Here is a 15,053-nt window from a genome sequence, read left to right as displayed (position 1 = left end):
ACCTGCCTCTTGAAAAAAGATGCCTGTCTTGCCTTTCGTAGAAAGTCAGCGCCATTCCCTATTTTTCATGGGCAGCTAACGTCCTTTGTATCTTGATAATTGAACACGCCTGGAACCCTATGTGAAAAAGATAGTTCTTCCAAGGAGTAGACACTCCTTGATCAGAACACCTATTTTCACTTTGTGTTCTTACAGACTTTGTATCTTAGACAGGAGTAGAGATGAGTATTCGAGTAATTATTGCCGGTTTTAAGGGAAAGATGGGCCAAGCTGCTTGTCAGATGGTCTTGGCTGATCCAGACTTGGACTTGGTCGCAGTTTTGGATCCTTTTGAGTCTGAGTCAGAGTGGCAGGGGATTCCTGTCTTCAATGATAAGGCTGACTTGGCTGGTGTTGAAGCGGATGTTTGGGTAGATTTTACTACACCAGCCGTTGCCTACGAAAATACACGCTTTGCTCTTGAAAATGGCTTTGCTCCAGTAGTTGGAACAACAGGCTTTACTAGTGAAGAAATTGCAGAACTAAAAGCATTTTCCCGTGAACAAGATTTGGGTGGCTTGATTGCCCCTAACTTTGCCTTGGGGGCTGTCTTGCTTATGCAATTTGCGACGCAGGCTGCCAAATATTTCCCAAATGTGGAGATTATCGAGCTCCATCATGACAAGAAAAAAGATTCTCCGAGTGGAACAGCCATTAAAACAGCTGAGTTGATGGCAGAAGTTCGAGAGTCTATCCAACAAGGTGCGCCTGATGAGGAAGAATTGATTGCTGGTGCCCGTGGTGCTGATTTTGATGGCATGCGGATCCACTCAGTTCGTTTGCCAGGCTTAGTAGCTCATCAGGAAGTCATCTTTGGCAATCAGGGAGAAGGATTGACCCTTCGTCATGACTCCTATGATCGCAGCTCCTTCATGACAGGGGTCAATTTGGGAATCAAAGAAGTTGTCAAGCGTCATGAGCTTGTCTATGGATTAGAACATTTATTATGAGATTAACGCAAATGCCTTCTGAATTTCAGAAGGCTTTACCAGTATTAGAAAAAATTAAAGAAGCAGGATTTGAAGCCTATTTTGTTGGGGGCTCCGTCAGAGATGCCCTCCTCAATCGTCCTATCCACGATGTGGATATTGCGACTTCTTCCTATCCAGAGGAGACCAAGCAGATTTTTCTGCGAACAGCCGATATTGGAATCGAGCACGGAACTGTCTTAGTTTTAGAAGGGGACGAGGAGTATGAGGTAACAACTTTTCGAACAGAGGATGTCTATGTGGACTACCGTAGACCCAGTGCGGTTTCCTTTGTGCGTTCGCTAGAAGAAGACCTCAAGCGCCGTGATTTTACAGTCAACGCCTTTGCCTTGGATGAGACAGGCGAAATCATTGACTTGTTTCAGGGGTTAGAGGATTTGGAAAACCACGTCTTGCGAGCAGTTGGAGTGGCTAGTGAACGTTTCAACGAAGATGCTTTGCGGATTATGCGTGGTTTCCGTTTTCAGGCCAGTCTCGGTTTTAAACTTGAGTCAGAAACTTTTGAGGCGATGAAGAATTTGACGCCGCTTTTGGATAAAATTTCTGTAGAGCGCACCTTCGTTGAGTTTGATAAACTCTTGCTGGCACCTTTTTGGCGAGTTGGTCTGGCTTCCATGATTGAGAGTCGAGCTTATGACTATCTTCCAGATATGGCAGGGAACCAGGACAAGCTCAACAGACTGTTTGATTTGGAGACTGATTTCACTTTTGAATCTTCTGAACAAGCTTGGGCAGCTCTATTGTGGGCTTTGGAGATTAAAGATGCACAGCCATTTTTGAAACATTGGAAGACCTCACGCCAGTTTGCTAAGCAGGTTCAGGATTTGCTGACCATTTTGGCTTTGCGAGAAGAAGGAGAGCTGAGCAAGCGCGATTGTTACCGCTTTGACTTGCATTCCCTTCTACAAGCTGAAAGTCTTCGTCAGGCCCAAGGGAAAGAAGTCAACCCACAAGCCATCACAGAAACTTACCATAGTTTGACCATTCATGATAAGAAAGAAATGCAAATCAACGGTGAAATTTTGATTAAGGAATATGGTTACCAACCAGGACCAGACTTGGGAGAGATTTTAACAGAGATTGAGTTTGCCATTGTCGATGGAGAATTGGAAAATGACCGTCAAGCCATCCATGTTTACCTAAGGGAGAAAAAATGAGTGATTTTATCGTTGAAAAACTAAGTAAATCCGTTGGTGACAAGACCGTTTTTAAGGATATTTCTTTTATCATCCATGACTTGGACAGAATCGGTCTGATCGGTGTCAATGGAACGGGCAAAACCACCCTTTTGGACGTCCTTTCTGGAGTTTCAGGCTATGATGGTGACGTTAGCCCTTTTTCCGCTAAGAATGACTACCAGATTGGCTACTTGACCCAGAATCCAGATTTTGATGATAGCAAAACGGTCTTGGATACGGTTCTTTCTAGCAACCTCAAGGAAATCCAGCTCATTCGTGAGTATGAGTTGATCATGCTCAACTACAGTGAGGACAAGCAGGCTCATTTGGAACGGGTCATGGCTGAGATGGATTCTCTCCAAGCGTGGGAAATTGAAAGCCAGGTCAAGACGGTTCTCAGCAAGCTAGGTATTCAGGACTTATCCACTCCTGTTGGGGAATTGTCAGGTGGTCTAAGAAGACGTGTCCAGTTGGCGCAAGTTCTCCTAGGAAACCACGACCTCTTGCTTCTGGACGAGCCGACCAACCACCTGGACATTGCGACCATTGAGTGGCTGACTCTTTTTTTGAAAAATTCCAAGAAGACCGTTCTCTTTATCACACATGATCGTTATTTCCTAGATGCACTATCAACGCGGATTTTCGAGTTGGACCGAGCAGGCTTGACCGAGTATCAGGGAAATTATCAGGACTATGTTCGCCTCAAGGCTGAACAAGATGAGCGTGACGCTGCCCTTCTCCACAAGAAAGAACAACTCTACAAACAAGAATTAGCCTGGATGCGTAGACAACCGCAGGCTCGTGCGACCAAGCAACAGGCCCGTATCAATCGTTTCCACGATTTGAAAAAGGAAGTTTCAGGTGGCGTTGCTGATACAGACTTGACCATGAACTTTGAAACAAGTCGGATTGGGAAAAAAGTCATCGAGTTTCAGAATGTTTCCTTTGCTTATGAGAATAAGCCGATATTACAAAATTTTAATCTATTGGTGCAAGCCAAAGACCGTATCGGAATCGTTGGGGACAACGGTGTCGGGAAGTCAACTCTGCTTAATCTCATCACAGGAAGTCTTGAGCCGACTAAAGGTCAAGTTATCATCGGTGAGACGGTTCGCATTGCCTATTTCTCTCAACAAATCGAAGGCTTAGATGAAAGCAAGCGCGTTATCAATTACCTGCAGGAAGTGGCAGAGGAGGTCAAGACCAGTGGTGGTTCTACGACTTCCATCGCTGAGTTGCTGGAGCAGTTCCTCTTCCCACGTTCGATGCATGGAACCTTGATTGAGAAATTGTCTGGTGGCGAGAAAAAACGCCTTTATCTCCTCAAACTGCTCTTGGAAAAACCAAATGTTCTTCTCTTGGACGAGCCGACAAATGACCTAGACATTGCAACTTTGACAGTTTTGGAGAATTTCTTGCAGGGCTTTGCGGGTCCTGTCTTGACAGTTAGCCACGACCGTTATTTCCTAGATAAGGTAGCGACCAAGATTCTCACTTTTGAGGATGGCAAGATTCGTCCTTTCTTTGGTCATTACACCGACTACCTTGATGAAAAAGCTTTTGAAACTGATATGGCCAATCAAGTGCAAAAGGCCGAAAAGGAGAAAGTGGTCAAGGTCCGTGAAGACAAGAAACGCATGACCTACCAAGAAAAGCAGGAGTGGGCAAGCATTGAAGGCGATATTGAAGCCTTGGAAAATCGTATCGCTGCTATTGAAGAAGAAATGCAGGCAAACGGCTCTGACTTTGGTAAACTAGCTACTCTTCAAAAAGAACTAGATGAGAAAAACGAAGCACTCCTTGAAAAATACGAACGTTATGAATACCTAAGTGAGTTGGCATGATGGAAGAAAAAATCATTAAACGTAGTCCCAAGAAAATCATTTGGAATACCTTGTTCGGTCTTTTCGTCTTGTTACCTCTATCTTATCTCTATTCGTATTCGGAAAAGGGGAGCAAACTTCATGCGATAAGTCTTTTGTTTATGCTAGTTGTCCTCTTTTGTGCTGGAGTAGTCATTTATCAGACATACAGACTGTTAAGCTTGGATAAGGAGTATTTGAGATGCACAGTTGAGGGGTTTTACTACAAACCGAATCCAAAGAAACCCAGTCATTTCTATGCTTGGGCAGATGTAGAGGAATTTTCCTTCTCTCGGATTGGAGGAAAGTATAGGAATTCCTATCGGATTGAAGTTTATTTTAAAAACAAGGAAAATGTGAAATCCCAATCACTTCTAGCTCTACTGAAGAGAAGGTGTTTCCCTTTTCATCCGTCAGCAGATTTGATCATCCCTATCATTCTACTAGATGTAGATTTTCCTGAAAGGGTCTATGAGATCATGAAGTACTATGAAAGAGAATGGCGTATCGAACAAAATCGTCAAGCAAGAAAAGAGGCAAAACAAGCTTCGAAAAGCAAATCTTCCAAACCGTCATAGTCTGTCTTTGCTTAAAGTAGAATAATCAAAAAGGCCCTATCCACTGGATAGGGTCACTGTTTGTCTTCTTTTTTAGTTTCCTGGTGGAAAATATTTTGCCAAGTCTCATGGCGACGCCAGATACTGGTATGGACGATACCATCTAGCTCATAGCAAATGAGCTTGGTTTTCTGACTAATGGAGGTAATCTGAATGTCCTTAATTGCAGCTTTAAGTTCTTTTTCAGCCTTATAGGCCTCTTTATCCATCTGCTCTCCATCTTGACGGATATAGAGAAAGTCCTCAGCAAGGAGTTCTTCTAGCTGATTTCCTTGGTCAATCAATTGCTCACGCATGAGCAGTTTTTTATAGACATTGTCTAAAATCTCGTCCTCAGGTATGGGAGCTGGCTCGATATGAACATCGGTATCAAAGACTCCAAAACGTTCTTCCAGCATGGATTCGACCTGGTCCGCAATCTCGTGACTTTCATAGACAGATAGGTCAGGATTCATCTCCAGGGTGATATCAAGGTAGATATTGCTACCGTAGGTACGCCCTCTTTGGGACTTGACCTTACTAATCTTTGGTATTTCCATGATGGCCTTTTGGTAGTCCTCTAGCAGACGGTCATCGAAGCCATCTGAAAGACTGAAGGAAGACTCGATAAAGATATCATAGGCTGTCTTTAAGATAAAGAAGGTGATAATGATAGCGACCAATTTATCCACAATTGGATAATTGAAACTGCTGGCTAGGATAGCAATGGTCGTCCCAAGCGAGGTGACAGCATCGGAAAGATTGTCCTTAGCAGCTGCCTTGAGAGCCTTGGATTTGGATTTCTTACTGAGGCGTGTATTGTAGAGATAGACCACAAACATAATCGCTGCTGAAATGATTCCTAGACTCGCTCCCAGAGGATCAATGGGTGTTTGTTCTCGACTAAGGATTTTCTGAATGGTATCCCGAAGAACATCAAAGCCAACGTAGAACATGATGATGGAAGTGATCAAGCTAGCCAAATCTTCAATCTTCCAGTGACCAAAGCGATGGTCACGGTCTGCAGGTTGACGGGCCATCCGAATCCCAATTAAGAGAGCAACATTTCCGATAATATCTGATACGTTGTTGAAACCATCTGCCACCAAACTGGAAGAATTCAGGAGGTGACCAGCTGCCAATTTTGCTGCAGACAAGAGGAGGTAAGTCGAAATGCTGATAATGGCTCCACGTTCTGCCAATTTGAGATTTGACATGGATTGGTTCATCGGGCTTCCTTTCTAGTCATATAGTATTCTTACATTATACTGGTTTTCATTGGAAAATTCAAATTTAGTCTTGTTTCATCGGATTTAAACCCTTGAAAATTGTTCAAATTTTGATATAATAGTACTACTCAAGGGAGTAGCTGGCAGAAACCTGTGATAGTGTCGTCATTCCGAATTTTATACTGCAAAGTATGCTTTCCGGCGCTATCTTAAACAGCGAGACTTGTTATGATTAACAGGTCTCTTTTTGTTTGTCATAAAACCAAAAGAGAGCTTGTTTTGCACACAATGTCAAGGAGGAGACACATGTCAAAAGAACAAAAACGCCAAGCGTTTTATACTCAAAGTCCTGAAGAGGTCTTGAAGTCGGTTGAAGCAACTGAGCAGGGTCTTTCGTCAAGCGAAGTACAGAAACGCCTAGCTGAATATGGACGCAATGAAATCGAAGAGGGTGAGAAAAAATCTCTCTTGGTTAAATTCATCGAACAGTTTAAGGATTTGATGATTATTATTTTGGTGGCTGCAGCCATCTTGTCTGTCATAACTTCTGGTGGGGAAGACATTGCAGATGCCATCATTATCCTAGCCGTTGTTATTATCAACGCGGCCTTCGGTGTTTACCAAGAAGGAAAAGCGGAAGAAGCCATCGAAGCTCTCAAGTCTATGTCTAGTCCAGCTGCTCGCGTTATACGTGATGGGAACATGGCTGAGATTGACTCAAAAGAATTGGTGCCAGGAGATATCGTTGCTCTAGAAGCAGGTGACGTCGTACCAGCAGACCTACGTTTGCTAGAAGCCAATTCACTTAAAATTGAAGAAGCAGCTTTGACAGGTGAGTCAGTTCCAGTCGAAAAAGACTTGACAGTTGAACTCGCTACAGATGCAGGTATCGGTGACCGTGTCAATATGGCTTTCCAAAACTCAAACGTTACCTACGGTCGTGGTCTTGGTGTTGTTGTCAATACAGGTATGTATACGGAAGTTGGTCATATCGCGGGTATGCTTCAAGATGCGGATGAGACGGACACACCACTCAAACAAAACTTGAACAACCTTTCTAAGGTCTTGACCTATGCTATTTTGGTCATTGCCCTTGTTACTTTTGTAGTTGGAGTCTTCATTCAAGGTAAAGATCCACTCGGTGAGTTGATGACCTCAGTTGCGCTTGCTGTCGCAGCCATCCCAGAAGGGCTCCCAGCTATCGTAACCATCGTTCTTGCCCTTGGTACTCAAGTTTTGGCAAAACGAAACTCTATCGTTCGTAAGTTGCCAGCAGTAGAAACACTTGGTTCAACTGAGATCATCGCTTCTGATAAGACTGGTACGCTTACTATGAACAAGATGACCGTCGAAAAAGTCTTCTATGACGCAGTCCTACATGACTCTGCTGATGACATTGAACTTGGCTTGGACATGCCACTACTTCGTTCTGTTGTTTTGGCTAATGATACTAAGATTGATGCTGAAGGAAACCTGATCGGGGATCCAACGGAAACAGCCTTCATCCAGTATGCCTTGGACAAGGGCTATGATGTTAAAGGATTTTTAGAGGAATATCCTCGAGTAGCTGAATTGCCATTTGACTCGGATCGTAAACTCATGTCTACCGTTCATCCATTGCCAGATGGGAAATTCCTAGTGGCAGTCAAGGGAGCTCCAGACCAACTCTTGAAACGTTGTGTTGCTCGTGATAAAGCTGGAGATGTCGCTCCGATTGATGAGAAAGTCAATGACTTAATTCACACAAACAACTCGGAAATGGCTCACCAAGCCTTGCGAGTCCTCGCAGGTGCTTATAAGATTATCGATAGTATTCCAGAAAACTTGACTTCTGAAGAACTGGAAAACAACTTGATCTTTACTGGTTTGATTGGGATGATTGACCCTGAACGTGCCGAAGCGGCAGAAGCGGTTCGTGTCGCTAAAGAAGCAGGAATCCGTCCAATCATGATTACTGGTGACCACCAAGACACAGCGGAAGCCATTGCCAAACGTTTGGGAATCATCGATGAAAATGACTCAGAAGACCATGTCTTGACAGGTGCTGAGCTCAACGAACTTTCAGATGAAGAATTTGAAAAAGTAGTTGGTCAATACTCTGTTTATGCGCGTGTATCTCCAGAACACAAGGTTCGTATCGTCAAAGCTTGGCAAAACCAAGGTAAGGTCGTTGCCATGACAGGTGACGGTGTTAATGATGCCCCAGCTCTGAAAACAGCCGATATCGGTATCGGTATGGGAATCACTGGTACAGAGGTTTCTAAGGGAGCTTCTGATATGATTCTTGCGGATGATAACTTTGCGACCATCATCGTCGCAGTTGAAGAAGGACGTAAGGTCTTCTCAAACATTCAAAAGACCATCCAGTACCTACTTTCTGCCAATACGGCTGAAGTATTAACCATCTTCTTATCAACCTTGTTTGGTTGGGATGTCTTACAGCCAGTTCATCTCTTGTGGATTAACTTGGTAACCGATACCTTCCCAGCTATCGCTCTTGGTGTTGAACCAGCTGAGCCAGGTGTTATGACCCACAAACCACGTGGACGCAAATCAAGTTTCTTCTCAGGTGGGGTCTTGAGTTCCATCATCTATCAAGGTGTACTCCAAGGGGCACTCGTCTTGACCGTTTATGGTCTTGCTCTTGCCTATCCAGTCCATGTAGGAGATAACCAAGCCATTCACGCAGATGCCCTTACCATGGCCTTTGCAACACTCGGTTTGATCCAGCTCTTCCATGCCTACAACGTTAAGTCTGTTTACCAGTCCATCTTGACAGTTGGACCATTCAAGTCTAAGACCTTTAACTGGTCTATCTTGGTATCCTTCATTCTTCTGATGGCAACAATCGTCGTAGAACCGCTTGAAGGTATCTTCCACGTAACCAAACTAGACTTATCGCAATGGGCTATTGTTCTAGCTGGAAGCTTCTCAATGATACTTATCGTCGAAATCGTCAAGTTTGTTCAACGTAAACTTGGTCTTGATAAGAATGCGATTTAAAAAGAAAGTCATCTTCGGATGGCTTTTTTTGCATTTGAGGGAAAGGACTAGAAGTTGCCCCTTTTTGTGCTATAATAAAGTAAAGATGTAAGGAGCGTAAGAGAATGGAAAAGAAAATTGTCCGAGATGTCTTATTCTTGTCGCAGGTCTCGAAAACTGCAAGTCAGGAAGACCTTTATCTGGCTAGAGATTTACAGGATACTCTGCTGGCCAATCGCGAGACCTGTGTCGGTCTAGCGGCCAATATGATTGGCGTGCAGAAGCGCGTGATTATCTTTAATCTTGGCTTGGTTCCCATGGTCATGTTTAACCCCATTCTTCTTTCCTATAAAGGACCTTACGAGACAGAGGAAGGTTGTTTGTCTTTGACTGGGGTGCGACCGACGACTCGTTATGAAACGATTACGGTTTCCTATCGTGATAGTAAGTGGCAGGAGCAGACCATTACGTTAACAGGTTTTCCAGCTCAGATCTGCCAACATGAATTGGATCATTTAGAAGGACGGATTATTTAGGAGGAACTCAGATGAAACGCATACTATTTGAACTTGTTTTTATCGCAACGACTTGGTATATCTTTTTACCACCCTTCAATCTGACTAGTTGGGAATTCATCTTCTTTCTCTGTGGGCATCTGGTGGTGATGGGGATTTTGTTTAGTTTCCGCAAGGATACCAATCTCCTTAAAACTGTTCATGTACGTCATGGCAAGGCTGCCAAAGATCTCAATCTAGAAGGATTTCATTTTAATAAATTAGGTGGAGGATTGTTACTGGCCGCAGGTCTTATCTTTGCCCTTGCTGGACTGGTGACTCTTGTGACTTCTAGCTTTTTCCAAGCAAAAAACTATGCTAATGTGGTCTCTATCACAGAAAAAGATTTTAAAGATTTTCCTAAGAGTGATACCAGTAAGGTTCCAATCCTAGATCGTAGCACTGCAGAAAAGATTGGAGACCGTTATCTGGGCTCTCTGACGGATAAGGTATCCCAGTACGTAGCAGCAGATACCTATACCCAGCTGACAGTTGATGGCAAACCCTATCGGGTGACTCCTTTGGAGTATGCTGATCCCATCAAATGGTTCAACAATCAATCCAAGGGAATCGGCGAGTATATCAAGGTTAATATGGTGACAGGAAATGCGGAATTGGTGGATTTAAAAACACCGATGAAATATTCGGACTCTGAGTATTTTAACCGTGACGTCAAACGTCATCTTCGAATCAAGTATCCAACCAAGATTTTTAAAACGCCATCCTTTGAGGTGGATGATGAAGGCAATCCCTTCTATGTAGCAACCGTTTATCAAAAGCAGTTTGGTCTAGGAGTTCCTCGTCCTTCATCTGTTATTATCTTAGACGCCACCAATGGAGAAACCAAGGAATACAGCTTGGATGAAGTGCCAGAATGGGTGGATCGTGTCTATCCAGCAGAAGAAACCATCGAACAAATCAACTACAACGGCAAGTATAAAGACGGCTTCTGGAATGCCTTGATCTCTAAGAAAAATGTTACCCAAACGACAGAGGGTTATAACTATCTTTCTATCGGAAATGACATTTATCTCTACACGGGTGTGACTTCAGCAAATGCTGACGAAAGTAATTTAGGATTTATCCTTGAAAATATGCGCACTGGTGAAATCACCAAGTACAATCTAGCTTCTGCAACTGAAGAATCTGCCCGTGCTTCAGCTGAAGGAGCCGTGCAAGAGAAAGCCTACAAGGCTACCTTCCCTATCCTTGTCAATCTCAACGACAAACCGCTCTACATCATGGGCTTGAAGGACAATGCAGGCTTGGTCAAGGAGTATGCATTGGTTGATGCAGTAGAGTACCAAAACGTCATCGTAGCAGCTACGGTAGATGAACTCCTCAGCAAATATGCCAATAAAAACGACCTCGAGCTAGATAATGAAACGGTAGAAAACATCAAGGGTGTGGTTTCAGACCTTAAATCAGCTGTTATCAAGGGTGATACCGTCTACTTCTTTAAAGTTGATGGCAAGATTTATAAGGTCAAGGCCTCAGTGTCAGATGACCTTCCTTACCTTGAAAATGGCCAATCTTTCGAAGGTCAGGTTGGAAAAGATAATTATCTCAAGACCTTTAAAGTACAATAATACTCTTCGAAAATCTCTTCAAACTACGTCAGCGTCGCCTTGCCGTACTCAAGTACTGCCTGCGGCTAGCTTCCTAGTTTGCTCTTTGATTTTCATTGAGTATAAAAATAGGTTTTCTCAGTTCAAGGAGAAAAAAGATAAATTCTTATCTATCTTAACAAGCTTAGCTGGCACAGCCCTTGTTCTCGTGGCTATCTGGTTAGGATGGCCAAAATAAACAGAGAAACCTCGGTGTGAACCGAGGTTTTTAAGATGAAATTCTTGGTCGTGATTGAAAAATATGCTACACTAACAATATGAAAATTTTAATCCCAACAGCAAAAGAAATGAACACAAACCATCCTTGTATCGAAGCGCTCCCTTTGAGGGAAGAAAGTCAGGCAGTCCTTGACTCACTGGCGCACTACTCAGCTAGTGAATTAGAAAGTTTTTATAAGGTATCTGCCGAGAAAGCAGAAGAAGAGTATGCTCATATTCAAGCTCTAAAAGATCAGAGCGCTAAGAATTATCCAGCCTTGAAACTCTTTGATGGTCTCATGTATCGCCACATCAAACGAGATGGTTTAACCGAGGCTGAACAAACCTATCTTGAAAATCATGTCCTGATTACCTCGGCTTTATACGGTGTTGTCCCAGCCTTGTCGCCTATGGCTCCACACCGTTTGGACTTTTTGATGAAATTAAAAGTAGCTGGTAAAACCCTAAAGACTCATTGGAAGTCAGCCTACGATGAGGCCCTACAAGATGAGAACTTGATATTCTCACTCCTATCATCAGAGTTTGAAACCGTATTTTCGAAGGAAATCAGAGAAAAGATGGTGACCTTCAAATTTATGGAGGACAAGGCAGGTCAGCTGAAGATCCACTCAACTATTTCAAAAAAAGCCCGTGGAGCCTTTTTGACCGCCTTGATAGAGGGGCAAATCCATACAGTCGAACAAGCTCGCCAGCTCAGTTTTGCAGGTTTTGACTACCGACCTGATTTATCAAGTGATTTAGAACTCGTCTTTGTGAAACAAGCATAAAACCAGCTCATTCGAGCTGGTTTTTGCTAGATTAGTTGATGGCTGCAAGAAGGTCGTCAGCTTGTTTTGCAAGTGATGAAGAAGTTGCTTCTTCTAACACCAATTTTCCATCTGCCCAAGCAGAGTCATTGACGCGAGCAGCTGTAAACTCACCAACGACTTGTGTACGGATAAATGGCAAGAGGTCTTTATAAATAGCAAAGAGTTGATCGTGACCGGCATTGGCTACAGATGAGACAGTGACAAACTTGTCTTGGAGGGCAGAAGCACCACGTGTATCAGACAAGTCAAGGGCACGAGAGAGCCAGTCAAGCAAGTTTTTCACTGTTCCAGGGATAGAGAAGTTGTAGACTGGAGAGAAGATCCAGATAGCATCCGCAGCAAGGACTGCTTCACGAGCAGCAGCTACAGCTGGATGAGTTGGAACTTCCAAATCTTGGCTGAAGAGAGGAACAGCTGAGTAATCAAGATAGCTAACTTCTGCTTTTCCAGCAAGTGCTTTTTCAGCTTCGAGGGCCATTTGGTGGTTGAAAGAACCTTGGCGTAGTGAACCGACGATAAATAATACTTTTTTAGACATGACGTGTCTCCTTTAGTTTAAAATTCAAAGAGCGAACTCTTTTGTCACCATCTATGTTACAACAAATGATACTAATTAGCAATAATTTTGCTCACAAATTTTTAAATTTTTTTAAAATGCGGATTAAGTCTTCCTTTTCGCCATCTTCCAAGATGCTGAGTGCTTCTACGATAGAATCGATATGGTCAGGAAGAACCACTTCGATTTTTTTGCGTCCTGCAGGTGTTAATTTCAGGAAAAAGGAGCGACGATCCTTGGGGTCGCAAGTTCTAGAAATCCATCCATCTCGAACCATATTTCGAATGACAACAGTCATGTTTCCAGAAGTGGCTAGCATTTTTTCGATCAAATCCTGAATGCGTAGTTCCCCCTTGCTATAGAGAGTTTCCAGAACGGAAAATTGAGTAGGGGTTAGTCCGTGTTCTTTGGCAGCCTTGGTTTCATAAGGTTTGAAACTTCGCATCGCTTTATTGAGAACAATAGCTGTCTTCAAGTCTAATTGATTTTGGGAAATTTTTTCTTTCAAATATTGTTTCATAAGGTTATTTTATCAATAATGAGAGAGAAAAACAAGAACTTCTATTTTATAGGAAAAGAATCTTAGAATGTTCCTGTCTTCACTTGTAATAAAAGAGGAGAGATGGTAAAATAGACGAGTGAAACTAAGACAGAAAAAAGCAAAAAACAAGCTACTTTTACAATACGGAATCGGCATTTCTCTGGTGCTACTAGTGCTGACTGGATCCTTTCTTTACCTGATTTCGCTTAGCATGAAACCCTATCAAGATGCTAGGGTTGAAGGAGAAAAACTGGCCAAGCAGTATGCAGAATTGGAAAAGGCAGATCAGGTTGATTTTTTTAATGGTTCGGAAGCTTATTACAGCCTTCTGGGACATAATAAAAAGCAAGAGGCCATTGCCGTACTGATTGAAAAGAATGACCACAAGATTTATGTTTATCAGCTAGATAAGGGGATTTCTCAAGACAAGGCAGCGACGATTTCGAGGGAAAAAGGAGCTAGCGACATTGATAAGATCACCTTTGGTCGTTATCAGGACAAGCCGATTTGGGAAGTTAAGTCAGGAAACCAGTACTATCTGGTCGACTTTGAAACAGGAGCAGTGATCCAATAAGGAGGGCATATGAAACTATCCAAACGTGTACTAGAGATGGAAGAAAGCGTCACTCTAGCCAGTGATGCAAGAGCCAAAGCATTAAAAGCTCAGGGAAAAGATGTTCTTTTCTTAACCTTGGGACAGCCTGATTTTCATACTCCTGAAAACATTCAGGATGCAGCGATAGAAGCGATTCGTGATGGACGAGCTTCCTTTTATACAGTTGCTTCAGGTCTGCCAGACTTAAAGGCTGCGGTTAATACCTATTTTGAACGCTATTATGGGTATTCTGTTGCAGCCAACGAGGTTACCTTTGCCACTGGTGCTAAGTTCTCTCTCTACACCTTCTTTATGGCTATGGTCAATCCAGGTGATGAGGTCATCATCCCTACACCATACTGGGTCAGTTATGGAGACCAAGTCAAGATGGCAGAAGGTGTTCCAGTCTTTGTCCAAGCCAAGGAAGACAATCACTTTAAAGTAACAGTAGAGCAGCTAGAAGCGGCCCGAACAGATAAGACCAAGGTCTTGGTTCTCAATTCACCATCGAATCCGACCGGTATGATTTACACTCGTGAGGAATTGATGGCTATCGGAAATTGGGCTGTTGAACATGATGTCCTCATCCTAGCAGATGATATCTACGGACGTCTGGTCTATAACGGAAATGAATTTGTTCCAATCTCTAGTCTGTCAGAAGCCATTCGCAAGCAAACCATCGTGATTAACGGTGTATCTAAGGCCTATGCCATGACTGGTTGGCGGGTAGGTTATGCTGTGGGAAATCCTGAGATTATTGCTGCCATGAGCAAGCTAACAGGACAAACAACCTCTAACTTGACTGCCGTATCGCAATATGCTACCATTGAAGCCCTAACTGGACCGCAAGACTCTGTTGAAACCATGCGCCAAGCCTTTGAAGAGCGCTTGAATACCATTTATCCTCTCTTGTGCCAAGTCCCAGGTTTTGAAGTTGTCAAGCCCCAAGGAGCCTTCTATCTCTTCCCAAATGTTAAAAAAGCGATGGAAATGAAGGGTTATACCGATGTGACAGAGTTTACAACGGCTATTCTCGAAGAAGTCGGACTTGCCTTGATTACAGGAGCCGGATTTGGAGCACCAGAAAATGTTCGTCTCAGCTATGCCACAGACTTGGATACTTTGAAAGAAGCTATTCGTCGTTTGCATCAATTTATGGAAAAATAAAACTTAGAATCTTCGCCTTTTTAGCGAAGATTTTTTGTAACGAAAATCTCGCGATTTTTCTCTAGTAGAACCTAGCTATCAGAGTCTATTTGTGGTAAAATAATGAGTA

At 43.1% G+C, this 15,053-nt stretch carries 14 protein-coding genes; 11 read left to right on the top strand and 3 right to left on the bottom strand.

The genetic code is table 11. From position 1 onward, the window contains the following. Positions 1 to 221 precede the first annotated feature (221 nt). The 4 genes from dapB to E7Y33_RS07660 are packed head-to-tail and all read left to right on the top strand — an operon-like array spanning position 222 to position 4,646. Complete coding sequence (gene dapB, locus E7Y33_RS07675; protein WP_139690135.1) at positions 222 to 989, top strand: 4-hydroxy-tetrahydrodipicolinate reductase; 768 nt, start codon at positions 222 to 224, stop codon at positions 987 to 989. Beyond that, positions 986 to 2,185, top strand: coding sequence for a CCA tRNA nucleotidyltransferase (locus E7Y33_RS07670; protein WP_139690134.1), 1,200 nt, complete (start codon positions 986 to 988; stop codon positions 2,183 to 2,185). The genes dapB and E7Y33_RS07670 overlap by 4 nt, the downstream gene beginning before the upstream one ends. Continuing rightward, the gene (locus E7Y33_RS07665) at positions 2,182 to 4,050 is read left to right on the top strand and encodes an ABC-F family ATP-binding cassette domain-containing protein (RefSeq protein ID WP_139690133.1); all 1,869 of its coding nucleotides are present in this window, start codon (positions 2,182 to 2,184) and stop codon (positions 4,048 to 4,050) included. The genes E7Y33_RS07670 and E7Y33_RS07665 overlap by 4 nt, the downstream gene beginning before the upstream one ends. Next, positions 4,047 to 4,646 (top strand): hypothetical protein, encoded by a 600-nt coding sequence (locus tag E7Y33_RS07660; RefSeq protein WP_065371310.1) that lies wholly within the window; start codon positions 4,047 to 4,049, stop codon positions 4,644 to 4,646. The genes E7Y33_RS07665 and E7Y33_RS07660 overlap by 4 nt, the downstream gene beginning before the upstream one ends. 53 nt (positions 4,647 to 4,699) lie before the next feature. Here E7Y33_RS07660 and mntE read toward each other — a convergent pair whose 3' ends face one another. Next, on the bottom strand, positions 4,700 to 5,893 hold the full coding sequence (gene mntE / locus E7Y33_RS07655) for a CDF family manganese efflux transporter MntE (RefSeq protein WP_139690132.1): 1,194 nt from the start codon (positions 5,891 to 5,893) through the stop codon (positions 4,700 to 4,702). A gap of 306 nt (positions 5,894 to 6,199) precedes the next feature. Here mntE and E7Y33_RS07650 point away from each other — a divergent pair, with 306 nt between their 5' ends. The 5 genes from E7Y33_RS07650 to yaaA all read left to right on the top strand — a co-directional run bounded on the left by E7Y33_RS07650 (position 6,200) and on the right by yaaA (position 12,043). Beyond that, a complete protein-coding gene (locus tag E7Y33_RS07650; RefSeq protein ID WP_139690131.1) occupies positions 6,200 to 8,896 on the top strand; it encodes a cation-translocating P-type ATPase in 2,697 nt (898 codons plus the stop codon). Between the two features lie 104 nt (positions 8,897 to 9,000). After that, positions 9,001 to 9,411, top strand: coding sequence for a peptide deformylase (locus E7Y33_RS07645; RefSeq protein WP_139690130.1), 411 nt, complete (start codon positions 9,001 to 9,003; stop codon positions 9,409 to 9,411). Positions 9,412 to 9,422: 11 nt separating this feature from the next. After that, positions 9,423 to 11,018: a hypothetical protein gene (locus E7Y33_RS07640; protein ID WP_139690129.1), complete on the top strand. Its 1,596-nt coding sequence runs from the start codon at positions 9,423 to 9,425 to the stop codon at positions 11,016 to 11,018. Between the two features lie 85 nt (positions 11,019 to 11,103). After that, positions 11,104 to 11,235 (top strand): DUF3953 domain-containing protein, encoded by a 132-nt coding sequence (locus E7Y33_RS07635; protein ID WP_002874755.1) that lies wholly within the window; start codon positions 11,104 to 11,106, stop codon positions 11,233 to 11,235. Between the two features lie 79 nt (positions 11,236 to 11,314). Next, positions 11,315 to 12,043, top strand: a complete 729-nt coding sequence (gene yaaA, locus E7Y33_RS07630; protein ID WP_125422258.1) for a peroxide stress protein YaaA — start codon at positions 11,315 to 11,317, stop codon at positions 12,041 to 12,043. A gap of 31 nt (positions 12,044 to 12,074) precedes the next feature. Here yaaA and E7Y33_RS07625 read toward each other — a convergent pair whose 3' ends face one another. Then, positions 12,075 to 12,623, bottom strand: a complete 549-nt coding sequence (locus E7Y33_RS07625; RefSeq protein ID WP_125422261.1) for an NADPH-dependent FMN reductase — start codon at positions 12,621 to 12,623, stop codon at positions 12,075 to 12,077. Between the two features lie 91 nt (positions 12,624 to 12,714). Continuing rightward, a complete protein-coding gene (locus E7Y33_RS07620; RefSeq protein ID WP_139690128.1) occupies positions 12,715 to 13,161 on the bottom strand; it encodes a MarR family winged helix-turn-helix transcriptional regulator in 447 nt (148 codons plus the stop codon). A gap of 118 nt (positions 13,162 to 13,279) precedes the next feature. Between E7Y33_RS07620 and E7Y33_RS07615 the strand changes: the two genes are divergently transcribed. Both E7Y33_RS07615 and E7Y33_RS07610 read left to right on the top strand, forming a co-directional pair. Further along, on the top strand, positions 13,280 to 13,756 hold the full coding sequence (locus E7Y33_RS07615; RefSeq protein ID WP_139690127.1) for a cell wall elongation regulator TseB-like domain-containing protein: 477 nt from the start codon (positions 13,280 to 13,282) through the stop codon (positions 13,754 to 13,756). 9 nt (positions 13,757 to 13,765) lie between these two features. Further along, a complete protein-coding gene (locus E7Y33_RS07610; RefSeq protein ID WP_139690126.1) occupies positions 13,766 to 14,944 on the top strand; it encodes a pyridoxal phosphate-dependent aminotransferase in 1,179 nt (392 codons plus the stop codon). Positions 14,945 to 15,053: the final 109 nt, after the last annotated feature.

Source organism: Streptococcus oralis (assembly GCF_006175905.1).
Lineage (GTDB): Bacteria > Bacillota > Bacilli > Lactobacillales > Streptococcaceae > Streptococcus > Streptococcus oralis_BG.
The sequence above is the reverse complement of the archived record's forward strand: the minus strand, read 5'-3'. Positions and strand labels throughout refer to the sequence as shown.